The following is a 24,990-nucleotide window of genomic DNA, read 5'->3' as shown; positions in this document are numbered from 1 at the left end:
CAAAGAATGGATTCTATTACAACTGATTTAAAATTATCGCAGAAAGTACTGGATAGTTATCCAGATATTTTAACGAAAGAAGCTGTTGAATTTTTAAGTGCTTTGCACAAAAATTTCAACGATAAACGCTTAGAACTTTTAGCCGAAAGAAAAGAAAGACAAATCTTTTTTGATTTAGGAAATTTCCCTTCTTTTCTTTCTGAAACAAAAAATATCAGAAATAGCGATTGGCACGCTGCTCCTATTCCAGATGATTTAAAAGATCGTCGAGTTGAAATAACAGGACCAGTTGATCGTAAAATGGTGATCAATGCACTAAACTCTGGAGCCAAAACATTTATGGCAGATTTTGAAGATAGTAATTCTCCAACATGGGATAACAATCTTCAAGGACAACAGAATTTAAGAGATGCTGTGAATGGTACTATTTCATTTGAGAATAATGGAAAGCAGTATCAATTAAACGAAAAAACAGCTGTCTTAATCGTAAGACCGAGAGGTTTACATTTGAATGAAAAACATATCATAATAGATAAACAAGAAATATCAGGCTCACTATTTGACTTTGGTTTATATTTTTTCCATAATGCACACACGTTACTTTCCAAGCAAAGTGGGCCTTATTTCTATCTTCCTAAATTAGAACATCATTTAGAAGCACGTTGGTGGAACGATGTATTTGTATTTGCACAAAACTACATGGGTTTACCACAAGGAACTATTAAAGCGACTGTTTTAATTGAAACAATTACTGCTTCTTTTCAGTTGGATGAGATTATTTACGAACTTAAAGAACACATCGCTGGACTAAATTGTGGTCGTTGGGATTATATATTTTCTTATATCAAAAAATTCAAAAAACACCCAAACTTTATCGTTCCAGATCGTTCGCAAGTTACCATGACTTCGCCTTTTATGGCAGCGTATTCGCAAGCTGTTATTCAGCGTTGTCACAAACGAAATATTCATGCAATTGGTGGAATGGCTGCTCAAATTCCAATTAAAAATGATAAAGAAGCCAATGATATTGCGTTTGAAAAAGTGAAGAATGACAAACTTCGCGAAGTAAAAAATGGACATGATGGAACATGGGTTGCGCATCCTGCTTTAGTAGAAGTTGCAATGAATGTTTTTAACGAATATATGCCTCAAGCAAATCAAATTGATAACAAACGTGAAGATGTTGTAACAACAGCAGAAGCATTGTTAGAACTTCCAAAAGGAACCGTAACAGAACAAGGAATAAGAGACAACATAAACGTTGGAATCTTATATATCGAGAGCTGGTTGTCTGGTCGTGGAGCTGCTGCTCTTTACAACTTAATGGAAGATGCTGCAACAGCAGAAATATCTCGTACACAAGTTTGGCAATGGTTACATCAACACATTAAGCTTGAAGATGGTTCTGAATTTAACAGCGATAAATATAAAAAATTAAGAGCCGAAGAGGTTCAAAAAATAAAAGAATTAGTTGGAGAAGAAAACTACCGAAATGGAAGATTTGAATTAGCGATTCAAATTTTCGATGAATTAGTTCTATCTCATAAATTTACCGAATTTTTAACATTAGAAGCCTATAAGTATATTGATTAAGCCCCTATAACAAAGACACACACAAAAAGAAATACACAAACACACATTCATAAACAAAACACAAAAAACACAATTATGAGCAATCAAGAAAGAATTCAGAAAATTCAGCAGGATTGGGAAACTAATCCACGTTGGAAAAACGTTCTTCGTCCTTATTCAGCAGAAGAAGTTATTCGACTAAGAGGTTCTTTGGACATCGAATACACTTTAGCAAAATTAGGCGCTGAAAAGCTTTGGAAAGGTTTAAATTCAAAAACATTCATGGCAGGTTTAGGTGCTTTGAATGGAAATCAAGCCATACAAGAAGTACAAGCAGGTTTAGATGCGATTTATCTTTCGGGATGGCAAGTTGCTGCAGACGCAAATCTTTCAGCAGAAATGTATCCAGATCAATCTCTTTATCCAGCCAACTCGGTTCCGATGGTTGTAAAACGTATCAACAATGCTTTGCGTCGTCGAGATGAGATACAATCGGTTACTCAACAAGGAAACATTGATTATATGGTTCCTATCGTTGCTGATGCTGAAGCAGGTTTTGGAGGAAACTTGAATGCTTACGAATTGATGAAACAAATGATAGAAGCTGGCGCTGCTGGTGTTCATTTCGAAGATCAATTATCTTCTGCTAAAAAATGTGGACATCTTGGCGGGAAAGTTTTAGTTCCAACTCAAGAAGCCATTAATAAATTGGTTGCAGCACGTTTAGCTGCCGATGTTTGCGGCGTTCCTACTTTATTAGTTGCAAGAACCGACGCTGAAGCTGCTAACTTAATTACTTCGGACATCGATGAAAGAGATCAATCTTTTATCATTAAAGGAAGTCGTACATCAGAAGGTTTTTACAATGTAAAAAATGGATTGGAACAAGGAATCAATCGCGGATTAAGCTATGCACCTTACGCTGATTTAATTTGGATGGAAACATCTAATCCAGATTTAGGAATGGCAAGAGAATTTGCACAAGCGATTAGAGAACAATATCCAAATCAAATGTTAGCGTACAATTGTTCGCCATCATTCAACTGGGCGAAACATTTAACTGAAGCTCAAATGGAAACATTCCGCGAAGATTTAGCTGAAATGGGATACAAATTTCAATTCATCACTTTAGCTGGATTCCATGCAATGAATACTTCTATGTTCGAATTATCGAGAGCATATAAAGCAAAAGGAATGGCTGGATATTCAGAATTACAAGAAAGAGAATTTGCGTTACAAGAAGAAGGTTTTGCAGCAGTAAAACATCAATCTTTTGTAGGAACACAATATTTCGATTACGTACAAAATACCGTGCAACAAGGAGTTTCTTCTACTACAGCAATGGCTGAAAGTACGGAAACTGCACAATTCTAATACATACTTTTCAATTAAAAAGGACGTTGCTTGGCAACGTCCTTTTTTTATTCTATTGAATTTAAAAATGAATAAAGTAAAATTTTCTAATCAACTTTATTAATCTGAAAAGTTTTTCCATTCATTTCGAAAGAATATTTTTCCGACTTGCCTACTAATATTTTAGCCAAAGGAGTTTGCGTTGATAAGACAAAAATCTTTTTATTCTCGAAAATAATTTCACCAAAACTACATGCCATACAGAAATTTCCCATCGTAGTTTCAACATAACTTCCTAATCCAATCGTTTTATTTTCCACGATTTTTATTTTAGAAAACACTTCTTGTTGAATCAACACTTCATTCAATTGATTTTGAATTCTAGTAATTTCCTGTTGCATCATTTCGCGCGATGTTTCGTATTTATCGCCCATACTACTTTTTGTATCGTTATTCGAAGCACGCAAATCTTCAATCAAACCATTTAAGTAGTGTATTTTATCCTCAATTTGTTGTGCTATAAAGTGATATAATTCTGCTTTCATCTTTTCTCTTTAAATTGTTTGTGGTTTATTCTTAAATTTCAGCATGTAAATGGTTCCCAATAAACAAATAAAAGCTGAAACATAAATTACCATTGGAATACGATCTAAATAATCCTGAAAATACCAACCAGCACACAAAGCACCAAGTCCTATCCCCGCTTCCATTGCGATATACATTGTCGCCATTGCTTTTCCACGTTCATCAGGTTTACTAAAATCTATTGTCCACGCATTGAGTGCAGGCGAAAGGATTCCTGTCGAAATTCCATACATCAATCCTCCTAAAATTAAACCTATTTTCGCATCAATCGAAGCTAAAATAACCAAGGCAACAATCAATAAAACCAATCCTAATTTTATCACCAATACGCGTCCTTTTTGGTCTGATATTTTACCGGCGAAGAAACGAACCATCATTGATGATACGGTAAATACAATAAAGAAAACTCCTTTATTTTGAAATCCTAAATGTTCCGTCCAATCTGGAATTAATGTTAAAATAGAACCGTATGCTACATACGAAAGGAATGTAATTAAAGCCGCTGGTAAAGCTTCTTTCGCAAAAATATCATGCTTCGATATTCTTAGTAATCCAAATGAGAATTTCTGTTTGTTTTTCAAAGTTTCTTTCATATTGAAAAGAATCAAAATTGATAACAAAGCAAAAAATGAAGACGTAAAAAACATCACATTTATAGAAGAATACAACGTAATTGTACTTCCTAAGGCTGGTCCAATCGCCATTCCGATACTGAAACAAATTCCATGCAAGCCCAATGCTTCTCCCCAACGTTCGCGCGGAATAATATCTGCAATGTAAGCAGCTGTTGCAGTTGGTTTAAAGCCTGTTGAAAAACCATGCACCAATCTCAAGAATAGAAAACCAGATACAGTTGTCAAAACGGGATATAAAATTCCACAAACAAAACAAACAATAGAACCTACTGCCATAATAGGAACACGGCCAATTGTGTCGGTTAGCTTTCCACTAAAAGGTCTCGAAATCCCTGCTGTTAAAGTAAATAAAGCGATTATAAATCCTTTGTACTCTGCTCCTCCCATGCTACTTAAGTAAGCTGGTAGCTCGGGAATCATCATATTAAAACTCGCTGAAAATAACAACGAACTCAAACACATTAAAATGAAATGGAGATTATAAACAGGATCTGAATTTAGTTTTTCCTTTATTGCAGAAAACATATTGATTTTTTTGCAAAGGTAATTTATCTCAACCGAAACAAATCGCTCAATTCAAAAAGTATTAGTGATCATAAAAGATTCTTATAAATCAATGCGCAATTATGATGAAAAGTTAATCTAGATTAGAATTCGATTAAAATACCTTATTGCATTTAATACTCTCTTCAACAATTCTTACTTTTGCTGTTTCTATTCTACTACCATAAAAAGAACTCAATCACCTATTATTTTCGAGCATGAAACACTATGAAAATCTTAAAGAGACATTGTCTTTTTATGGCATAAATTGTAATAAACTGTATTATATCTCATCTGGAAATCCAATTTTTGAGTTTCCTGAACAATCATTTCGAATCGACTTTTATGCATTTTGTATTTGCTTAGCTGGTACAATAGAATTAGAAATAGATTCTCAGAAATATTCTATTACTCAAAATGAATTCTTGATTTTGGCGCCTTCTACTGTCTTGAAAATTGTAGACAATAGCTCAGATTTTAAAATGAAACTATTGTTTTTTGAAAAGAATTTTCTGCTTAAGAATATCTCAAATCCCTTCTTTATTGATAAACTAAATCTGTTCACGCATCAAAATTTTACAATTTGTAAAGCAAGCAAAAAAGAAGTTAGTCATCTTTTCATGTTAATTAACTATTTGCAAGAACAACAAGAAAGAGAGGTATTATTTTTAGAAGATATTATTCGATCAATTATTTTCACTTTACTTCTTGCCTCAGCTTCTATAATTGCCGAACAACAAATAAAAAACAATAAAAATGATTCGAGCGAAATCAACACACTATTTTGTAAATTCACTCAACTGGTACAAGAAAATGTGATTGAGCACAAAAATGTACAGTTTTATGCAGATCAATTATTTATAACGAATAAATATTTAATTCATCTTGTAAAGAAAGCCACGAACAAAACGCCACATGTTATTATTGATGAATATCTATTAAAGGAAGCTTATGTTCAGTTATGTTATTCCGAAAAAACAATCGCACAGATAGCATTAGAGCTCGGTTTTAACTCTCCTTCATCATTTGGTCGATTTTTTAAAAAGTATACGTCTACTTCACCTCAACAGTACAGAAAAGAACAACATTTATAAAAAAGAAATTTGGGATATAAATAACGAATTTAAGGACACTTTTAATGCATAATAAGTCGTAATTTTATGAAAGAATCTTAAATAAATAATTATGGATGAAATTACTTCAAAATTTGACAACATTTTAAATCATTCTACGATCTACGGAAAGATTGATCATCAACCAGATGCCAGCAAAGAAACACCTAGAAACACTCCAGAAAAATCTTATCCTTTTGCGGATCAAATTGGAAACTACCAACGCAACAAAGGAATTCCTACAAAATCGTATAAGGACAGTAAAGTGTACATTGTAGGAAGTGGAATTGCAGGATTAGCAACAGCTTATTATTTTATTCGAGATGGACATTTCTCGCCAGAGAACATCACATTTATAGAACAACTAAAAGTTGAAGGAGGTTCGTTAGATGGAGCAGGAAATGCAAAAGACGGTTACATTATTCGTGGTGGTCGAGAAATGGACTGTACCTACGAAAACTTGTGGGATATTTTTCAAGATATACCTGCATTAGAGTTACCAGAGCCTTACAGTGTTTTAGACGAATATAGAATAGTAAATGATAATGACTCGAATTATTCTATTGCTCGTTTGTTGCATGAAAAAGGAAAAGTAAAAGACTTTAGTAAATTTGGATTGAACAAGAAAGATCAATTGGCAATCATCAAACTTTTATTGAAGAAAAAAGAAGAATTAGATGATATAAAGATTGAAGATTACTTTAGTCAATCGTTTATCGAAAGTAATTTCTGGACATTTTGGCGCACAATGTTTGCTTTCGAGAATTGGCATAGTTTACTAGAATTCAAATTGTATATGCACCGCTTCTTACATGCGATTGATGGTTTAAACGATCTTTCTTCTTTGGTATTTCCAAAATACAACCAATATGACACTTTTGTTACGCCATTAGGAAAATGGTTAAAAGAAAAAGGCGTTCAAATTCAATTCAATACATTGGTAAAAGATTTAGATTTATCAATCAATACGGAAGGAAAAGTTGTAAAAGGAATTATTACCGTACAAGATGGCAAAGATGTAACAATCCCTGTTACAGAAAATGACTATGTTATTGTAACGACTGGTTCTATGACCGAAGATACAGCGTATGGAGATAACACAACAGCTCCTATTTTAGCAGTAGACAACAGTACAAGTGGACAAAGTGCAGGATGGAAATTATGGAAAAACCTTGCAGCTAAATCTCCAGAATTTGGTCGTCCAGAGAAGTTTTGTAGCAACATAGAAAAATCTTCTTGGGAATCTGTTACCTTAACATGTAAACCTTCTGCATTAGTAGATAAACTAAAAGAATATTCTGTTAATGATCCTTATTCTGGTAAAACAGTAACAGGTGGTATTATTACCATTACAGATTCTAATTGGTTAATGAGTTTTACATGTAACCGTCAACCACACTTCCCTACACAACCAGATGATATTTTAGTCCTTTGGGTTTATGCATTATTCATGGATAAAGAAGGAAATTATATCAAGAAAACAATGCCAATGTGTACAGGAAACGAAATCTTAGCCGAATTATGTTATCATTTAGGTATCGAAGATCAATTGGATAATGTTATCGAGAATACCATCACTCGATCTGCATATATGCCTTACATTACATCTATGTTTATGCCTCGTGCAAAAGGAGATCGCCCACAAGTCGTTCCTGCAGATTGTAAAAACTTAGGTTTAGTAGGTCAGTTTGTCGAAACCAATAATGATGTTGTTTTCACAATGGAAAGTTCTGTACGTACAGCACGTATTGCCGTTTATGAATTATTAAATCTAAACAAACAAGTTCCAGATATCAATCCATTGCAATACGATATTCGCCATTTGTTAAAAGCAACTAAAACATTGAACGATGACAAACCATTTTTAGGTGAAGGTTTATTGAACAAAGTTTTAAAAGGAACTTATTTCGAACACATTCTACCAATTGGATCAGATCCAACGCATGAGGAAGAAGAAAAAGAATCTTTCTTACAAGAACAATTTGGTAAATTCAAAGAATGGGTAGGACATTTCAGAGGTTAAAAATAAACTCGATATAAGAACGATTCGAAAGAATCTAAAAACCATAAAAGCTTCTAAATTTTTAGTGATTTAGAAGCTTTTTTAGTGCTTACTATATTTTTATTTAAAAGTTCATTTTGTCATTCCGAGGTATCGAGGAATCTATTTCCTTTATCGTAGTGGTATTCTGAATGAAATTTTGCGAAGCATTATGAAATGAAGAATCTATTTAAAAGCTCCTATTTAAGATTTTTCGACTCCACTACGTTCCGCTCAAAATGACAACCACTAAAATTTGAATTTTGTCATTCCGAGGTATCGAGGAATCTATTTCCTTTATCGTAGTGGCATTCTGAATGAAATTTTACGAAGCATGATGAAATAAAAAATCTATTTAAAAACAACTATTTAAGATTTTTCGACACCACTAGGTTACCCTCAAAATGACAATAACTAATGGAATTTTGTCATTCCGAGGTATCGAGGAATCTATTTCCTTTACCGTAGTGTCATTCTAAATGAAATTTTGCAAAACATTATGAAATGAAGAATCTATTTAAAAGCTCCTATTTAAGATTTTTCGACTCCACTACATTCCGCTCAAAATGACAATAACTAATGGAATTTTGTCATTCCGTGGTATCGAGGAATCTATTTTCTTTACCGTAGTGTCGAATGAAATTTTTGCGAAGCATTATGAAATAAAAAATCTATATAAAAGCAACTATTTAAGATTTTTCGACACCACTACGTTCTGCTCAAAATGACAATAACTAATGGAAATTTGTCATTCCGAGGTATCGAGGAATCTATTTCCTTTACCGTAGTGACATTCTAAATGAAACTTAGTAAAGCATTAATCCCCACAAAAAAAGCTCCTATTTAAGAGCCTTTTTGTTAAAATACTGTTTGGGATAATAGAATTTATTACCCATCTTAAAAAAAGGAATCTTATTCATTTTCCTCATCCGATACAACGTCTTGTCACTCACGTTAAGCAAACTTTTTAAATCTGCATTATCATAGAATTTCTGATTCTCTTCCAACAAAAGAATCGTCTTTTGGAATTCTAACAACAGGAGTTTCATTTGCTTTAATGCCTCTCCATTTTTTTGAAAAAATAAATCGTCATCCATACCCATTATTATGATTATGACTTACCAAATTACAATATAAATAGATAATAACCAAATATTTACAAAATAATCAATAATCCAGTACGCATAATCTATTCATCATATAACCTCTTGTTGTTGTACCAAAGCATTTGTGCTGTACAATAAGACAATCAGAAATAATTAAAAACAACGTATGGTTTTTCATCATTCAACATCCAAAAACAAAAAACTAAAACAGAATACATTACGATTTACTCTTCAAGTATAACATAAGAAAAAGAACTTCTCTACTCTTTTGTCAAAAAGACCACACTGATACACAGAACAGGCTAAATATGTTTCAAAATAAGTCAAACCACCTACACTCTTCCAACTTTTAGTAGGATTATTCTAGGCCTTATTTTATTAAAACCTCTACCTAAAATCTATGTATCTATGTGGACAAAAAAAGTTAAAATAGCATCAATACAATTTGTTTTCAAGTTCATTTTCTTTTTCCTCTTCATCAGAATGTATTGTAAACCCTTTACAAATAACCACCCCACGGAAAATATTTGTTTCAAAACATCAACTAAACAACCAAATGCTCGCCGAGATAAATACTGGTACTCGCCATTGCCTTTGTTTGACTATTTAGAAATGCCCAAAAATTAACTTGTTTCCCATTGTAGTAATTTGGCAATAACACAACTGCCGACAAATCATCACGTGTTGCAACATACTGAAACACTTCGAACGAATCCAATTCCTCACAATAACATACAATATTCACTGCATCTGTTGGCTTCGCATTACCTTGTTCAGAATTAGCTTCCCAAACCATCTCAAAACTATCTGTACCAGCTGTGTCCATAATAGGTTGCAGAAAACCAACCAAATCTCCTTTCGAGACCAATACACGTTCCATAACTATAACAGGCAGATCGTCTACCATTTCCAATGCATTGCCCAACGTATAAGACGTTGCCATGTTGTAGCGTGACAACAAACCAGATTTATTCCCAAAATACAAATTAAGAATTGGACGAATGGGTTGCAAAAACGCAATAACTTTCTTAAATTTAATCTGTTGCAACAATTGCAACTCCGAAGGTTGTCTTTTACTTGCTTTTGGTAAACTACGAATGATGTCTTTGCCTCGCCAGTTTACTCCTACTACAGTTCCTACTTTTCCTGAGAATCCACCTAGAATTCCTTTTTTAATTTGTGCCATAATTTCATATTTTAATAATTAATAATCATAAAGTTAGCACTAGAAACAATAGCTTTTACAAAACACCTATTTTGTGTCCGCTTTTGTCCGCTTCTGTCCACATTTGTCCACTTCTGTCCTTCAGTTTTTTAAACAACACTACTATTAAGTTAATTAAAAAACACATACAACTCTCTATTTATAATGGATAGCGCGTAATTAGAATTTTACTCGATTTTGGGTTTGTTCGACCTTCGTTCGACCATCGTTCGAGGAAGCTTCGACAAACCTCTGCAAAAATGCAGGTTTTCTCGAAGAATGGTCGAAGAAAACACGAACGAAAGTGGGAGAAAATTTGTAGAATTGTAGTTTTACAATAAGGTATTTGATTGTGATTTTTTGTTTATTAGCTTTTAATTTTATCAAAAGTAGGTATAGTAATTTTTACGAAAAATACGCTAAATTATTTGATAAATTCGGCAACCATTAGCTAAAATCAATAAATAAAATACTTATTAAAGGATATTGTATATTTGTAATAATTAATATATAAAAATAATATGGATGAAATTTTACCCGAACTAAAAAAAGAATATGATAGAGCAATTGAAAAAATTGACGATTCTGAATTTCAATCAAGAAACTTAATATCATTCAGTGATGTAATTAAATCTCATTATTTAATAGCAGACTTTTTTATGAAAGATGGCGAACAAACTATTTGTGGAGTAAAAGACATAAATTTACTTGGTTCAGCATTAGGAAGACAAACAACAGGATTTAATGGACAACTTAAATGGAAAAAAGAGGAAGAAATTTGTGCAACGTTATTCTATGGTATTATAAAAAATCACGCATTTCATGACGCTAATAAACGTACTGCACTTTTAACATTAATATATCATCTTCACAGATTAGGTCGTACTATAACTGATAAACAAAAAGTATTTGAAGATCTTGCTGTTAACATTGCTGAAAATAATCTTGAAAAATATCCAATTTATAAAAAAAAATTTAAACATCTTGATGATGCTGAAATATTATTTATAGCAGATTTTTTAAAAAAGAAAACAAGAAAAATCGATAAAAGATATTACCCTATTACTTATAGAGAATTCGATAAATTACTTAAAAAACATAATTGTTACATTGATGTTCTTAATGGTGGTTTTGCTAATATTATGAAACCAGTTGTAGTTAAAAGATTTTTAAAAAAGGATAAAATAGAATACAAATCTGCTATTCAAATAGGTTTTAATGGTTGGGATAAAAAAATAAATCTTAAAGCAGTAAAAGAAAGTTTAAAAGCTTGTAATTTAACTGATGAGTATGGAATTGATTCTCAATCTTTTTATAATGGTGTAGAACCTTTACATTCACTAATAAATGAATATCAAGGACCTTTAAGAAGATTAAAAGATCGTTAACTACAGCTAACATCGATAACTGTTACACAACTCGATATTTCGGATAAAATATAGATATACTACAAGTAAAAAAGCTCCTTCACAGGAGCTTTTATATTTATGCGACATTATTAATAAACTCTTTTTCGAGGATACCGTCTACTATTTTTTCGACCTCATCGATATTCGCTTTCAATAATTCGTTGTCTACAATTTGTTCTATTTCATGAAACTGTACATATTTGTTGAACCCTTGCAGTTTAGCATAATAACGTTTTAGTTCTGCTTTGTTGAACAAGTTTCCATTTTTCACATAGATCACGTGTATTTTTGATTTGATGTATTGTGAAACTTCTAAAATATTGCCTCTGTTTCGAGAAATATCTATCGTATGGAAAATAGATTTTAAATAATCGTTTTTCGCAATTGGATGCTCTAGTAGCCAATCTGCTGTCTTAGGACTTGCTGCTATCGGAATAATATTCAGCACTTTGTTTGGAAATAAGCATGCCATTTCCCATGCTAATCCTCCTCCTAAATCCGCACCAATAATGGCAAAAATTTCGTTTACTTCCAATTCAAATAACGTCAACCAAAACAATACCGCTACATCGCGTGCTGTAATGTGGTCGCGCGGAATATAATCGTACTTTATGGTTTTGGAAATGCCATTTCCTGGAATATCAATACAGATTACCGTATACTCATTCAAATCAATTGCTTTGTTTTTTCCCATGACACCATCCCAATGATAGGTACAATCTGAATCTCCGTTTAAGGAATGATTAATCAAAATGACTGGAGCTGTTCCTAATGGAAGTCCAAAAAGTTGAAATGTTACCGAAACATTGTTTAAGATTGTGTTGTCCTCTAAGGGCCAAACCGGGATTGTTAATTGTTGTAAACTTTGCATTGTTTTTAATTTTATATTGGTAATTGTTATTTTCACTTAAAAAAAAATCCCCATCGAAATACGACGGGGAAAACTAAAATATATTAAAAAATAAAATCTCTTTTTAGTATACATGACTTTCCCACGTCTGGATATTCCAAACCTGTTTGCGAATCGACATATGTAAGCACGTAAATTTCATTTTTTAATTACTCTGTTTACCAAATGTAATAAATATTTTTTGGGTTACAATTTAATTTTTCTTAATTATTTGTAAAATTTTCTAAATCTTAAATTATAATAACGAAGTCGACACTTTAAACATATTTTAGGATCACATCGAATTCAAAACATAAAAATTCTAACCACATCAAGACATAAAAATAGATTCCTCGATACCTCGGAATGACAATTAACGCTCAATAATCGTTTTAAAATAAAATTCTTGAAAGACACTATTATCTATTCAATTTTTTGTTTAAATTTGAATCGTATTTCGAATCGTAATCAACGATACCAACCGAGAGTAGTCTCCACGGTGGTAAAACAATACGGGAGTTCATCCAAAAACAACGAAAAATCCCCTATTCTCGAAATACAATAATTGTTTTATTTTAACTATTTATTGTATGTCACAAAACATTTCTGAGCTTAATCTAGCTCCTATTTCAGATGAAAAACTGGTCGATTTTATCAACCAACAATTGCCAATTACAGTTCCTGCTTTAAAAAATCATATTATTGAGGAATTGAAAAAAAGAGAATTGGATTATCGTCATCTCTACAATGCGAAAACAGATGAATTGAACATTAAATTACCACTAAGTTTAATTGATGGTTGCTTATTTGAACGTAATATTCCAAAACCACCTTTGGTAGGTAGTTTTTATGCTGTTGTGCATCGATTGAGAAACTTTTTGCAATATTCTAAGGAATTGAACGGAAAACGCTTAAAAACGTTTCATTATATCTTCGATCAACTTTATTTACCTTATGAATTGATTGATATTATTTCGGAAGACGACATTAAAAACTTAACTGAAAATGATGTTTTTATTACGTTCAAAAACTCGAAACAACATTTTCCTAATGATAAAATCATCAATAGAATTCCGAAAAACAATTTATTGATTACAATTGACAAAGGCAATTATTACCGCGGTTTGGATAAGGTAATATTGTCGCATCAAAATACCATTATAAAAGAAGAAATTTTGAATAATGTATCTGCTTAACTAAAAATGCTTTCGACAAATCTCTATATTTGTTGAAAGCATTTTTTTATGACACCAAAAAAAAGAGAATTAATCGAAGCAAGTTTTAATCGATCAGAAACTTTAAAGTTTTATAATGCTTCACTTGTGGAATGTGAAACAGATTATGTTTCGATTAAGATTCCAAAACAAGAAATGATGACTCGTAAACATGGCATGTTCAATGGTGCGATGATGGCTTCTTTGGTTGATGTTTCTTCTGGTTATGCGGCTGTTTCTCATTACGATGACGATTGCTATGTGGTAACAGTTGAGCTAAAGGTAAATTATTTGCGACCTGCTTTGGGCGATTATTTACTATCAAAAGCATATGTGATAAAAGGCGGAAAGAAAATTAGTACCATTCGTACAGAGATTTTTGCTGTTGATGAAACGACAAAAAAAGAAACCCATGCCGCAACTTCTTTGGTTACAATGATGAGGATAAAATAATGCAAAATTTTCTTACAATAGATTATTTGAAAAACGGAAATGAAATACAACAAAATGTCTTTCATCTGTTGCGCAAACATCAAATTTCAGAAAAACTTAATGCCTACAAACCAATTGTTGTAGGCACGATTCCGATTGAAATTAATACCGAGAATAGTGATATTGATCTTATTGGTGAATGTTCTGATTTTGAAAAAGCTGAAAGTGATTTGCTTGAGAATTTTTCACATTATCCAGAATTTAAAATTGAGCAAACAACAATCAATAGCGAAACTTGTTTGATTTGTAATTTTAAAATTAATTCATTTGAAATTGAGATTTATTTAGAAAACAAAAACCGACTGAACAAAATGCTTATCGACACATGTTAATTGAGGCAAAAATCCTTGAAAAATTGGGCAAAGATTTTAAAAATAAAATTATTGAACTGAAAAGGAAAGGCTACAAAACTGAACCTGCTTTTTCAAAACTTCTTGAGGTACAAGGTGATCCCTATCTCGCCTTATTGGAATATGAAATAAAAAGTAGTTTTCAATAATAATAGATTAAATATATCTAATCTCGCCATTTTATAAATAATAAGGATTGAATAAAAAGTGATATCTTAAGGGTAAAAATAAATGGCATTGTAAATTTGTAGTCCAAATATCAAAAAATGGTAAATTTTATATTAATTGCGGTCTGCATAATCGCCGGAATGGTGTTTAAAGCAACAAAATCTATACATCCAGATGCACACAAAGGAATTAACACATGGATATTATATTTAGCTTTACCGGCAGTCTCGTTTAAGTATTTACCAAAAGTACAATGGTCGCAAGAAATGCTATTTCCTATTTTTTCGACAATCATTATCGCCGTTGGGAGTTTGTTTTACATGAAATTCTACAGCAAAGCAAAAGGATATTCAGAGCGTTCGAGAAGATCATTAGAATTAGCTAGTGGTTATAGCAATACATCCTTTATTGGATTTCCATTGATCTCTGCTTTTTATGGTGAAAAATATTTGAGTATTGCAATCATTTGTGATCAAACCATGTTTTTATGTTTATCTACAATCGGAATAGTTTCTGCCCTAAAAGGTGGTAGCAACGGATCTGGTGCAATAGACACTAAATTTATCTTGAAAAGATTGTTCACCTTCCCTCCTTTCTTGGGTTGTATCAGCGCATTGATCTTGTCTCAATTTATCGACTTATCTCCTGCCGAACCATTTTTCGATAAATTAGCTGCAACTGTAGGTCCATTGGCTTTGTTTTCTGTTGGATTACAATTGAAGTTTAACGGTTGGCGAAAATTATGGTCGCAAATCTCAATGTCTATGGTTTATAAACTAATGATTGCACCTGCTGTGGTTATGCTTTTAGCCATTGTAATTGGTATAAAAGGTGATGTGGCTAAAATCTCTATTTTTGAAGCTGCAATGCCTACATTGGTTACATCGAGTATTATTGCAGAACAATTTAAACTCAACACCAAGCTAACCAATTTGATTATTGGAATTAGTATTATAGTCGGCTTTTTTACAGCTGCTTTTTGGTATGAAATGATACAATTGGTTATTCAGTAATTTTTGAAAAATTGTTTATTTCAAATATTTCTTTTAGAAACAATAATGTGTGTTGCCACGCTCTATCTGCCATTACTTTATTATAATCTGGTGATTCGGGATTGGTAAAAGTATGTTTTGAATTTGCATAAGTAATCATTTGCCAATCTGTATTTCCTTGGTTCATTTCGATCACTAAATTCGAAATATCTTCAGGTTTTACAGATTCATCTTCTGCAGGATGTTCAATTAAAATTTTTGTTTTTAAGGGGATATTTTTTCGAACCGAATCTTTTGCTAATCCACCGTGAATAGAAACTACTCCTACAACAGGCAATTGAGCACGAGCAGCTTCTAATGCTCCTGTTCCTCCAAAACAATAACCAATTACAGCTATTTTAGTTGGATCTGCTCCTGTTTTGATTAATTCTTTCAATGCCAAATCGATTCGTTTTTGATAAGCTACATAATCCGATTTGTATTTTCCTGCTATTTCTGCTGCTTCCGCATTATCTTTCGGATTGTTTCCCTCACCATAAATATCTGCAACAAATGCAATATAACCTTCTTTTGCCAAATCTATTGCGGCTTGTTTTGCTTCGTTATCAGCTCCTTTCCAAGCAGGTAAAATCAAAACACCTGGACTATTTTTCGTTGTATGATCGGTTACTAAACCATTCAATTTTTGCGAACCATCTTTGTAAATTATCTGTTTTAAACTTTGTGCATGTGTTGTATTCATCATCAGTACAATTAAAAAGAAATATTGGATTATCGTTTTCATCTTCTAAAAAATTTAAAGCATTAAGATAAAAAGAACTAATTTTATATCAGATAGTAAAGTCAAGATTTAACATAACGAACATGGAACTAATTACATTAAAAACATTTGAAAGTCCTATTGAAGCACACATTTTACGTTCAAAATTAGAAAGTGAACAGATTGATGCGTTTGTTTTTGATGAACATTCGATTGGGATGAATCAATTTTTATCGAATGCAATTGGTGGTGTGAAAGTAAAGATTAAGAAAGAGGATTCTGATCGTGCTATGAAAGTTTTAGAAGAAATTAATGCTTCGAATTATACCAATGATTTAGATGAAGTTATTGTTTGTCCAAAATGTGGAAGTAATGAGTATTACAGCAATTACAAGTCGATGAAAGGTGGAAAAGGTTTACTTTCTTTATTATCTTCTATTGTGTTTTGGGTATATCCTATTTACTACAAAAACGTATTCAAATGCAAGAAATGTGGTGAAGAGTTTAATGGTTTAAAATAAAAAAAGAACGACAATTTCTTGTCGTTCTCTATGAACAAAAATATATGAATTTTATTGATTAAATTGTCCAACGCAATAAGCTTGCTCCCCAAGAGAAACCTGCTCCAAAAGCTGTTAACATCAATAAATCTCCTTTCTTTAATTTTGATGTATTTTCCCAAATACACAATGGAATAGTTGCTGCAATTGTATTTCCGTAATTTTCGATATTGATTAATGTTTTACCTTCTTCAATATTGATTTCATTTCCGACAGCATCAATAATTCTCTTATTTGCTTGATGTGGAACCAACCAATTTACATCTTCTACAGAAAAATCGTTACGCTTTAAAACATTCAAACACGCATCACTCATTGATTGAATCGCATTTTTGAAAACAATTCTTCCATCTTGTTTTATGTAGCGTTTCTCATCAACCAATAATTGTGAACTTGCTGGATATAGCGAACCACCACCTTGTATATTCAAAAATTCTCTTCCAGTTCCGTTACTTAATAGCAAAGCATCTAGAATTCCTTCTTCGTTTGTAGGCTCTAACCAAACAACACCAGCACCGTCACCAAATAAAATATTTGTAGAACGATCTTTGATATCAACATACGCACTAATTTTATCTGCACCAATTACCAAAACGTTTTTGTATCGTCTGCTTTCTACTAACGAAGCACCCATGTCTAAGGCGTATAAAAATCCCGAACAAGCTGCATTCATATCAAATGCCCAAACATTCTCTATTCCTAATTTTTCGCATATAATATTCGCTGTCGCCGGCATCAACATATCTGGTGTAGAAGTCGCAACAATAAGCGCATCAACATCTTTGATGTCTTTTTTATATGTGTCAATTAAATTCTGAATTGCACGAACTGCCATATCAGAAGTAGCTAAACCTTCCTCTAAAATACGACGTTCTTTAATTCCAGTTCTTTTTACAATCCATTCATCAGAAGTGTCTGTTATTTTTTCTAAATCAGAATTCGTTCGTTTATTTTCTGGCACATAACCACCAATTGCAGAAATATGTGCAAATAATTTTTTTGTAAAATCTACCACCATAAAATTCTTTTCATTCAAATTTCATGTATTAATTATCTACTAAAAGACGCATCAATTAAAATTTGAGCAACAAAGGTCTGTCCAATTTACGAAATCAGTTAGCGAAATAAACGTAATAATATGTCAAAAAGACGTTTTTAGAAAACTTTCACATTTACATTGATTTACATCAATTACTAGTTTGAAGTGATGAAAGCTGTAGGTGAAACACCTGCATAATTTTTGAAAAATTTGCTAAATACTGAAGTATCAATAAAATTTAATTCGGTTACAACATCCGAAACACTATATTTTGGATTTTTCAATAAAACTTTAGCTTCTAAGATAATAGCTTCGGAAATGATTTGTTTTGGAGATTTGTTAAAAACTTCAACAACAATTTTAGTCAAATGTTTTCGACTGATAAACATTTCATCTGCATAGAATTGTACATTACGTTGACGTCGAAAATGTGTAGAAACTAAATACAAAAATTGTTTTGCTAATTCTTCTTTTCGTACTTCTTTCATTGTACTTTTCGCCATTACAGCGTGGTTGTAGTAATTTCCCATTTCGTACATCAAGACCGAAAAGTGATGCAATACCAAATCTTTTGCAAAGATATTTTCGTTTTTGATGGTGTATTTACTAATCTTATTGAGATTGTAACGCATATCACGCACAATCTTTTTATCTAATGAAATGATTTTAGGATATTTAGACGATAAAAATTCAACTAAATTATTGGATTTCACATGAAAACCAGCTTCAATAATCAAGTCAGAATCAATGAAAATAGCTTGAACAGCAAAATCAGCAGAATGTTCTATAATCTCGAACAATTGTCCTGGAAGAACTACAATAATATCATCACGTTTGATTAATGTAGGTTCTAAATTCACTGTGATTTCGCATGTTCCTGCAGTAATTAAAATCAACCCAAGCGATGTAAACTTATACGGTTTTCGCTTCACAAAATAATAATTGTTTTCTGGACCTACATCAAAGATGGCTAACCGACGATCGGTAGCTTCTTCTTTGTAAGTTCTTAAAATATTATCAATTGAATACAGTTGAATATAATCACTCATTTTAGCTATGTTTACTAACGAATACAATGTTAAAAGATTTTTTTGACAAGTAAAAACTTAAATACGTCTTTTTAACAAAATCTTACGTCATTTTGGTAGGCTTAATATCCTCTGTCTAATGAAACTTCATTCATTAAAGCTTCGTTATTTTTCATTCTTTTGTAATTATCAGCAACTTGTTTTAAAGCAGTTGTTGCATTTGTAACACTCGCAATATGAGGCGTTACATAGATATTTTCATTTGTCCAAAACGGATGATTTTCAGGTAAAGGTTCTTCAATGAAAACATCTAAATAAGCTTCTTTTATCTTTTTTTCTTCAATTGCTGTTAATAGATCCTTTTCGACCAAATGTGCTCCACGACCAACATTAATCAAAACTGTATTAGTTGAACATTGATCAAAAAACTCTTTGTTTAAAATACCTTCTGTATCAGCTGTTAATGGTAAAATATTTACAATAAAATTAGTTTTTGAAATCGCTGCATTCAATCCTTCTTTTCCTGCAAAAGATTCTACTCCATTGATATTTTTAGGAGAATTAGACCAACCTTTTACTTGAAAACCTAACGCAACAAAATGTTCAGCAACTAACTTTCCTATTTCGCCTAATCCTAATATAGTAATGCTTGTTTCTTTGATATTTTGATACGATTTTGGCTTCCATTCTTTCTTAACTTGTTCTTTGTAATAAGTCAATAGATTTTTCATTGAAGTCATTACACAAGCCAAAACATGCTCAAACATTTCTTGTTTCAAAGCAGGATCTACAATTCGTGTGACCTTTATTGAATTTGGAATTTTTGTATGTAACAAATGATCAATTCCAGCTCCAACAGATTGTACCACTTTTAGATTTGGAAATTCAGCGACATAATTTTTGTGTGGTTTCCAAGTTGCAATAAATTCTACATCGTCAGGATTTGAGATCGTTGGATAAACTTCAACTTTCGTATCTGGCAATAATTCTTGTAAATTTCTTTGCCATTCTTCAGATGGTTTTTGATTAAATATTAATGCTATACTCATAATTGATTACTTTTATAACAAATGTAAATAACTCTAAATTAATCGAGCATTAAATTTGACGTTTTGTCAGATTTCTTACATTTGGATTAGAATTTGAAAGAGTTTTAACAACTATATTTTAACTAAAAAAATACATTATAAATGGCAAATCCATTATTAGAAAAATTTGATACACCTTTTGAAAGTGCTCCTTTTTCTAAAATAAAAAATGAAGACTACAAACCAGCTTTTATCCAAGCAATTGAAGAAGCGAAAGCAGAAATAAATGCAATTACAGCGAATACAGAAGCGCCAACTTTTGCAAATACAATAGAAGCAATGGAACTTTCTGGCGAAAAATTAGGTCGAATTTCTTCTATTTTCTTCAATCTTAATTCAGCTGAAACAAATGATGAAATTCAACAAATAGCACAAGAAATTTCGCCTTTATTATCAGAATTTGGAAATGATGTTCGCTTAAATCAAGAATTATTTGAACGAATAAAAGTTGTTTATAATCAAAAAGATTCGTTGAATTTAACAGATGAACAAGCTTATTTATTAGAAAAAAAATACAAAGGTTTTTCTAGAAACGGTGCGAATTTAAACGATGAAGATAAAAACAAATTACGCGAAATTGACAAGCAATTAGCAATGCTTTCTTTGCAATTTGGACAAAATGTTCTGGCTGAAACGAATGCTTATGAATTGAAAATATCAGATGAAAATGATTTAAAAGGTTTGCCTCAATATGCAATAGATCAAGCAAAAGCAGATGCTGAACAAAAAAATTACGAAGGTTGGTTGATTACATTACAAGCTCCAAGTTATATTCCGTTTATGCAATATGCAGAAAATCGTGAATTAAGAGAAAAATTGTTTAGAGCTAATGGTGTAAAAGCTTATCAAAATAATGAATACAACAACGAAGAAAATGTAAAAAACATTGTAAAACTTCGTCACGAGCGTGCTAAAATATTAGGTTATAAAACGCATGCTGATTATGTTTTAGAAGAACGTATGGCAAAAACGCCTAAAACTGTATTAGATTTCTTGAATGATTTGTTGACGAAAGCAAAACCTTTTGCTGAAAAAGAAATTGAGGAAATTGTTGAATTTGCAAAAGAATTGGATAATATTGAAACATTGCAACGTTGGGATCATGCTTATTATGCAGAAAAATTAAAACAGAAAAAATTTAGTCTTTCTGATGAAGAATTGAAACCTTATTTTCAATTAGAAAACGTGATTCAAGGTGCTTTTGATGTTGCAACAAAATTGTATGGAATTACGTTTAAAGAAATTCATACGATTGATAAATACAATGCAGAAGTAACAACGTATGAAGTTTTAGATAAAAATGGAGAATTCTTAAGCTTATTGTATGCCGACTTTTTTCCGCGCGCAGGAAAACGTCCAGGTGCTTGGATGACAAGTTATAGAGAAGCTTCTAATGTAAATGGAAACAACAAACGTCCTCACATTTCTATTGTTTGTAATTTTACAAAACCAACAAAAGATGCACCTTCTTTATTAACATTTCAGGAAGTCACAACATTGTTCCACGAATTTGGACATGCTTTGCACGGAATGTTACCAAATACAACTTATGAAAGCCTTTCAGGAACAAATGTTTATTGGGATTTTGTTGAATTACCATCTCAATTCTATGAAAACTTTTGTTATGAACCAGAAGCATTAAAATTATTTGCAAAACATTATAAAACAGGAGAAATTATTCCGCAAGAATTAATTGAAAAGGTAAAAGCTTCTTCAACTTTTATGGAAGGTTATCAAACTGTACGTCAATTGAGTTTTGGCTTATTAGATATGGCTTATCATGCAAATGATTTGACTGAAATTAATGATTTACAACAATTTGAAAAAGAGACATTCAAACTAACAGAACTTTATCCAGAAGTTGATAAAAATATGATGAGTACGTCATTCTCTCATATTTTTCAAGGCGGATATTCTTCTGGTTACTATTCATATAAATGGGCCGAAGTTTTGGATGCAGATGCTTTTGCATTTTTCCAAGAAACTGGAATTTTCAATCCAGAAACAGCTCAAAAATTCCATCAACTTTTATCAAGTGGAGGAACAATAGAACCAATGAAATTATATGAAGATTTTAGAGGGCATAAACCTACAGCAGATGCTTTATTGAAGCGAGCTGGATTAGTATAAATTTAAAAGCCGACTATTAAAAATAGTCGGCTTTTTTATATTGTTCTTATTTTACTAATTTAAACTTTCTTTGTGTTGAGACAAATCTAAACCTTCAAACTCAGCTCTATCGCTAACGCGTAAATGAATCATTTTATCTGTAATATAAAATAAAGCAATTGCACCAAAAAAGGTGAATAAAGAGACAAATAATAAGGCTACCATATGATGCACAAAAACATCTATTCCTCCATGCAATAAACTGGCATTTTCTCCATGTGCAAAAATAGCTGTGAGAATCATTCCCATAATTCCTCCAACACCATGACAGGCAAAAACATCTAAAGTATCATCAACTCTTTTTAATACTTTCCAATTAACCATTATATTTGAAACAATTGCAGTTATAAAACCAATAAATATACTTTCAGGAATTGTTACAAATCCACATGCTGGAGTTATAGCAACTAACCCAACAACTGCACCAATACATGCTCCCATTGCAGAAACACTACGTCCATTTATTCTATCAAAAAGTATCCATGTCATCATTCCTGAAGCTGAAGCTATTGTTGTTGTTCCAAAAGCTAAAGCTGCTGTTGCATTTGCTCCTAAAGCTGAACCAGCATTAAAACCAAACCATCCAAACCATAACATTCCTGTACCAAGCATAACAAATGGAATGTTTGCAGGTTTGTGCTCTCTATTTCTTCGTTTCCCTATAACTAAAGCTCCTGCCAATGCAGCAAATCCTGCGCTCATGTGAACAACAGTTCCACCAGCAAAATCTTTTATTCCAAAATATTTATTTAGTAAACCTTCTGGATGCCAAACCATGTGACAAAGTGGAGTATAAATGATTAGACTAAATAAAATCATAAACAATAAATATGAAATAAATCGTACTCTTTCTGCAAATGAACCTGTTACAAGAGCTGGTGTAATTACCGCAAATTTCATTTGAAATAATGCAAATAAAACAAATGGTATTGTAGATGCCATATCTTTATGTGGAAATGCTCCGACATGATTAAAAAATGGATAACTAAGCGGGTTTCCTATAATTCCGTAATGTTCACCATTAATCGTAAAACCAATTGATTCTCCAAAGGATAGTGAAAATCCTACAACAACCCACAAAATAGAAATCACTCCCAATGCAATAAAACTTTGCAACATTGTAGAAATAACATTTCGTTTCCCTACCATTCCTCCATAAAAGAATGATAAACCAGGTGTCATCAATAATACTAAACCTGCTGCAGCCAATATCCAAGCGACATCTGAATTGACAATATTATCTTCACTAAGGAATTCTCCTGTATTTGGAATATCTACAACAGGTTTCCAAAATAATCCAGCAAATGCGATCACTGTTATAATAGCAAATGCAACTTTCCATTTTAATCCAATTTTCATAAGTTTTAGTTTTAACCCTATCAAAAATAGATTATTTTTTAAATAAAACAATATATTTTTATTAACACCCCTATAAAATTAGGGGTTAAAATAACATATCAATACTTAAAACACGATTATACCATATAAATTGATAAAAAAAGATTCCAAAAATGGAATCTTTTTATCAATTTGATTATTCAGTTTTATCAAATTCAAGCTAAAATATTTAATTATGTTAAATACTAAACGATTTTTTGAAAAGCTTTTCTTGCACTATTATTAAAATAAACTTCTCCACAATAGTGATATCCTAACTTCTCAAAAACACGAAGCATTCCTATATTATCAAAATTTGTATCAACTTTTATAGCATGTATTTTTTTAGCAATTGCAACTTTTTCAATCTCCTTCATTGTCCAAGTTCCCATACCTTTAATTGTAATATCTTGTGCTATAGCCAATCGGTGAATAACAATATATGGCTCATCATTCAACCATTTTCCTTCTATAGCTGTATAAGCTGGTTCGATTTCATCTATAATCGCTACGTAACCAATAATAAATTTATCTTTATTCTCTATTACATACCCAAAGCCCTTTGAAATATCATTTTTTACAACATCTACATTTGGATAACCATTTTGCCATTGCTTACTTCCTTCCTCCTTTCTTTTCTGAATTGCTTGTTGTAAAATCTCCCAAATTCTATCAATATCCTCTAAAGTTCCTTGGCGTAAATTTAATCCATCTATCATATCACTTATTTTATGTTCAATATAAGTTATTTTTAAGCAAATTATAAGTTTTGATGTTTAATTTTAATAAATTAAGTACAGCTAATCTAATTATTTTCAAAATTATTTGAGCGTTCCCTCGCTCTTTTCCTTCCTATTCTACATTTCTTAGAAGAATTATAATAGATCAAACAGCTGTAAAATAAATCGCTCGGTCGGGCTATTCGTTACAATCTTTTGTAAAAGAAAATAGAAATCATAACAAGAAAATTAAAATCCAACAAAAGGATTTCCACTACTATCCCTAACACAATTTCTAACGGTAAATATTAAATAACCTGTCATTCAAGACGTAGCAACAGCGAAGTGAAGAATCTTTGATATGTTAACCGATGCGTTTCCGTGAACTCCCCGAATACAATCCGTAGAATTCCCCCCTACTCAACCAGTGATTTTTAAGTTTTGAGTTTATAAGATTATCTTAATACTTAATACTTAATACTTAATACTTAATACTTAATACTTAATACTTAATACTTAATACTTAATACTTAATACTTAATACTTAATACTTAATACTTAATACTTAATACATTGTACAAAAAG

At 31.6% G+C, this 24,990-nt stretch carries 23 protein-coding genes and 1 riboswitch; of the genes, 12 read left to right on the top strand and 11 right to left on the bottom strand.

Annotated elements, in window-relative coordinates:
- Nucleotides 1-6: 6 nt before the first annotated feature.
- Both aceB and aceA read left to right on the top strand, forming a co-directional pair.
- A complete protein-coding gene (gene aceB, locus ACMHJW_RS02480; RefSeq protein ID WP_413531834.1) occupies nt 7-1,593 on the top strand; it encodes a malate synthase A in 1,587 nt (528 codons plus the stop codon).
- A 75-nt stretch (nt 1,594-1,668) separates the two neighbouring features.
- Complete coding sequence (gene aceA, locus ACMHJW_RS02475; RefSeq protein WP_413531833.1) at nt 1,669-2,946, top strand: isocitrate lyase; 1,278 nt, start codon at nt 1,669-1,671, stop codon at nt 2,944-2,946.
- A gap of 86 nt (nt 2,947-3,032) precedes the next feature.
- Here aceA and ACMHJW_RS02470 read toward each other — a convergent pair whose 3' ends face one another.
- Together ACMHJW_RS02470 and ACMHJW_RS02465 are read right to left on the bottom strand one after the other, a co-directional pair.
- A complete protein-coding gene (locus tag ACMHJW_RS02470; protein ID WP_413531832.1) occupies nt 3,033-3,470 on the bottom strand; it encodes a hypothetical protein in 438 nt (145 codons plus the stop codon).
- Nucleotides 3,471-3,479: 9 nt separating this feature from the next.
- Nucleotides 3,480-4,670: an MFS transporter gene (locus ACMHJW_RS02465; protein ID WP_413531831.1), complete on the bottom strand. Its 1,191-nt coding sequence runs from the start codon at nt 4,668-4,670 to the stop codon at nt 3,480-3,482.
- A 236-nt stretch (nt 4,671-4,906) separates the two neighbouring features.
- Between ACMHJW_RS02465 and ACMHJW_RS02460 the strand changes: the two genes are divergently transcribed.
- Both ACMHJW_RS02460 and ACMHJW_RS02455 read left to right on the top strand, forming a co-directional pair.
- Nucleotides 4,907-5,782 carry a helix-turn-helix domain-containing protein gene (locus tag ACMHJW_RS02460; RefSeq protein WP_413531830.1) on the top strand — a complete coding sequence of 292 codons (876 nt, stop codon included), beginning with the start codon at nt 4,907-4,909 and terminating at the stop codon, nt 5,780-5,782.
- Nucleotides 5,783-5,873: 91 nt separating this feature from the next.
- A complete protein-coding gene (locus ACMHJW_RS02455; protein WP_413531829.1) occupies nt 5,874-7,823 on the top strand; it encodes an oleate hydratase in 1,950 nt (649 codons plus the stop codon).
- Nucleotides 7,824-8,680: 857 nt separating this feature from the next.
- Here the strand turns inward: ACMHJW_RS02455 and ACMHJW_RS02450 are convergent.
- Together ACMHJW_RS02450 and ACMHJW_RS02445 are read right to left on the bottom strand one after the other, a co-directional pair.
- On the bottom strand, nt 8,681-8,890 hold the full coding sequence (locus tag ACMHJW_RS02450) for a helix-turn-helix domain-containing protein (protein WP_413532217.1): 210 nt from the start codon (nt 8,888-8,890) through the stop codon (nt 8,681-8,683).
- 601 nt (nt 8,891-9,491) lie between these two features.
- Nucleotides 9,492-10,133, bottom strand: a complete 642-nt coding sequence (locus ACMHJW_RS02445; RefSeq protein WP_413531828.1) for a DUF6266 family protein — start codon at nt 10,131-10,133, stop codon at nt 9,492-9,494.
- Between the two features lie 539 nt (nt 10,134-10,672).
- Here ACMHJW_RS02445 and ACMHJW_RS02440 point away from each other — a divergent pair.
- Nucleotides 10,673-11,539 (top strand): type II toxin-antitoxin system death-on-curing family toxin, encoded by an 867-nt coding sequence (locus ACMHJW_RS02440; RefSeq protein ID WP_413531827.1) that lies wholly within the window; start codon nt 10,673-10,675, stop codon nt 11,537-11,539.
- Nucleotides 11,540-11,636: 97 nt separating this feature from the next.
- Here the strand turns inward: ACMHJW_RS02440 and ACMHJW_RS02435 are convergent, their stop codons facing one another.
- The gene (locus ACMHJW_RS02435; protein WP_413531826.1) at nt 11,637-12,431 is read right to left on the bottom strand and encodes an alpha/beta fold hydrolase; all 795 of its coding nucleotides are present in this window, start codon (nt 12,429-12,431) and stop codon (nt 11,637-11,639) included.
- 465 nt (nt 12,432-12,896) lie between these two features.
- Nucleotides 12,897-12,991: riboswitch (SAM-I-IV-variant riboswitch) on the top strand.
- 48 nt (nt 12,992-13,039) lie between these two features.
- Between ACMHJW_RS02435 and ACMHJW_RS02430 the strand changes: the two genes are divergently transcribed.
- The 5 genes from ACMHJW_RS02430 to ACMHJW_RS02410 all read left to right on the top strand — a co-directional run bounded on the left by ACMHJW_RS02430 (nt 13,040) and on the right by ACMHJW_RS02410 (nt 15,686).
- The gene (locus ACMHJW_RS02430; protein WP_413531825.1) at nt 13,040-13,645 is read left to right on the top strand and encodes a hypothetical protein; all 606 of its coding nucleotides are present in this window, start codon (nt 13,040-13,042) and stop codon (nt 13,643-13,645) included.
- Nucleotides 13,646-13,693: 48 nt separating this feature from the next.
- Nucleotides 13,694-14,116: a PaaI family thioesterase gene (locus ACMHJW_RS02425; RefSeq protein ID WP_413531824.1), complete on the top strand. Its 423-nt coding sequence runs from the start codon at nt 13,694-13,696 to the stop codon at nt 14,114-14,116.
- The gene (locus tag ACMHJW_RS02420) at nt 14,116-14,487 is read left to right on the top strand and encodes a DUF4269 domain-containing protein (RefSeq protein WP_413531823.1); all 372 of its coding nucleotides are present in this window, start codon (nt 14,116-14,118) and stop codon (nt 14,485-14,487) included. Before ACMHJW_RS02425 ends, ACMHJW_RS02420 begins: the two co-directional genes overlap by 1 nt.
- Nucleotides 14,481-14,654 carry a DUF4269 domain-containing protein gene (locus tag ACMHJW_RS02415; RefSeq protein ID WP_413531822.1) on the top strand — a complete coding sequence of 58 codons (174 nt, stop codon included), beginning with the start codon at nt 14,481-14,483 and terminating at the stop codon, nt 14,652-14,654. The genes ACMHJW_RS02420 and ACMHJW_RS02415 overlap by 7 nt, the downstream gene beginning before the upstream one ends.
- 117 nt (nt 14,655-14,771) lie before the next feature.
- A complete protein-coding gene (locus ACMHJW_RS02410) occupies nt 14,772-15,686 on the top strand; it encodes an AEC family transporter (protein WP_413531821.1) in 915 nt (304 codons plus the stop codon).
- Here ACMHJW_RS02410 and ACMHJW_RS02405 read toward each other — a convergent pair.
- Nucleotides 15,676-16,449, bottom strand: a complete 774-nt coding sequence (locus tag ACMHJW_RS02405; RefSeq protein ID WP_413531820.1) for a dienelactone hydrolase family protein — start codon at nt 16,447-16,449, stop codon at nt 15,676-15,678. The two genes, ACMHJW_RS02410 and ACMHJW_RS02405, sit on opposite strands and share 11 nt — an antisense overlap.
- 80 nt (nt 16,450-16,529) lie before the next feature.
- On the opposite strand from ACMHJW_RS02405, the gene ACMHJW_RS02400 reads away from it, so the two are divergent.
- Nucleotides 16,530-16,946, top strand: coding sequence for a DUF2007 domain-containing protein (locus ACMHJW_RS02400; protein WP_413531819.1), 417 nt, complete (start codon nt 16,530-16,532; stop codon nt 16,944-16,946).
- 58 nt (nt 16,947-17,004) lie between these two features.
- Here ACMHJW_RS02400 and ACMHJW_RS02395 read toward each other — a convergent pair whose 3' ends face one another.
- The 3 genes from ACMHJW_RS02395 to ACMHJW_RS02385 all read right to left on the bottom strand — a co-directional run bounded on the left by ACMHJW_RS02395 (nt 17,005) and on the right by ACMHJW_RS02385 (nt 20,101).
- Complete coding sequence (locus ACMHJW_RS02395) at nt 17,005-18,003, bottom strand: beta-ketoacyl-ACP synthase III (protein WP_413531818.1); 999 nt, start codon at nt 18,001-18,003, stop codon at nt 17,005-17,007.
- Nucleotides 18,004-18,179: 176 nt separating this feature from the next.
- Nucleotides 18,180-19,073 (bottom strand): helix-turn-helix domain-containing protein, encoded by an 894-nt coding sequence (locus ACMHJW_RS02390; protein ID WP_413531817.1) that lies wholly within the window; start codon nt 19,071-19,073, stop codon nt 18,180-18,182.
- Between the two features lie 101 nt (nt 19,074-19,174).
- On the bottom strand, nt 19,175-20,101 hold the full coding sequence (locus tag ACMHJW_RS02385; RefSeq protein ID WP_413531816.1) for a 2-hydroxyacid dehydrogenase: 927 nt from the start codon (nt 20,099-20,101) through the stop codon (nt 19,175-19,177).
- Nucleotides 20,102-20,242: 141 nt separating this feature from the next.
- Between ACMHJW_RS02385 and ACMHJW_RS02380 the strand changes: the two genes are divergently transcribed.
- Complete coding sequence (locus ACMHJW_RS02380) at nt 20,243-22,270, top strand: M3 family metallopeptidase (RefSeq protein ID WP_413531815.1); 2,028 nt, start codon at nt 20,243-20,245, stop codon at nt 22,268-22,270.
- Nucleotides 22,271-22,324: 54 nt separating this feature from the next.
- On the opposite strand, the gene ACMHJW_RS02375 is transcribed toward ACMHJW_RS02380, so the two are convergent.
- Together ACMHJW_RS02375 and ACMHJW_RS02370 are read right to left on the bottom strand one after the other, a co-directional pair.
- On the bottom strand, nt 22,325-23,668 hold the full coding sequence (locus tag ACMHJW_RS02375) for an ammonium transporter (RefSeq protein ID WP_413531814.1): 1,344 nt from the start codon (nt 23,666-23,668) through the stop codon (nt 22,325-22,327).
- 224 nt (nt 23,669-23,892) lie between these two features.
- The gene (locus ACMHJW_RS02370) at nt 23,893-24,405 is read right to left on the bottom strand and encodes an N-acetyltransferase family protein (protein WP_413531813.1); all 513 of its coding nucleotides are present in this window, start codon (nt 24,403-24,405) and stop codon (nt 23,893-23,895) included.
- Nucleotides 24,406-24,990: the final 585 nt, after the last annotated feature.

It is taken from the genome of Empedobacter brevis, assembly GCF_965118635.1.
Lineage (GTDB): Bacteria > Bacteroidota > Bacteroidia > Flavobacteriales > Weeksellaceae > Empedobacter > Empedobacter brevis_A.
This window is presented reverse-complemented; position numbering and strand designations above follow the sequence as displayed.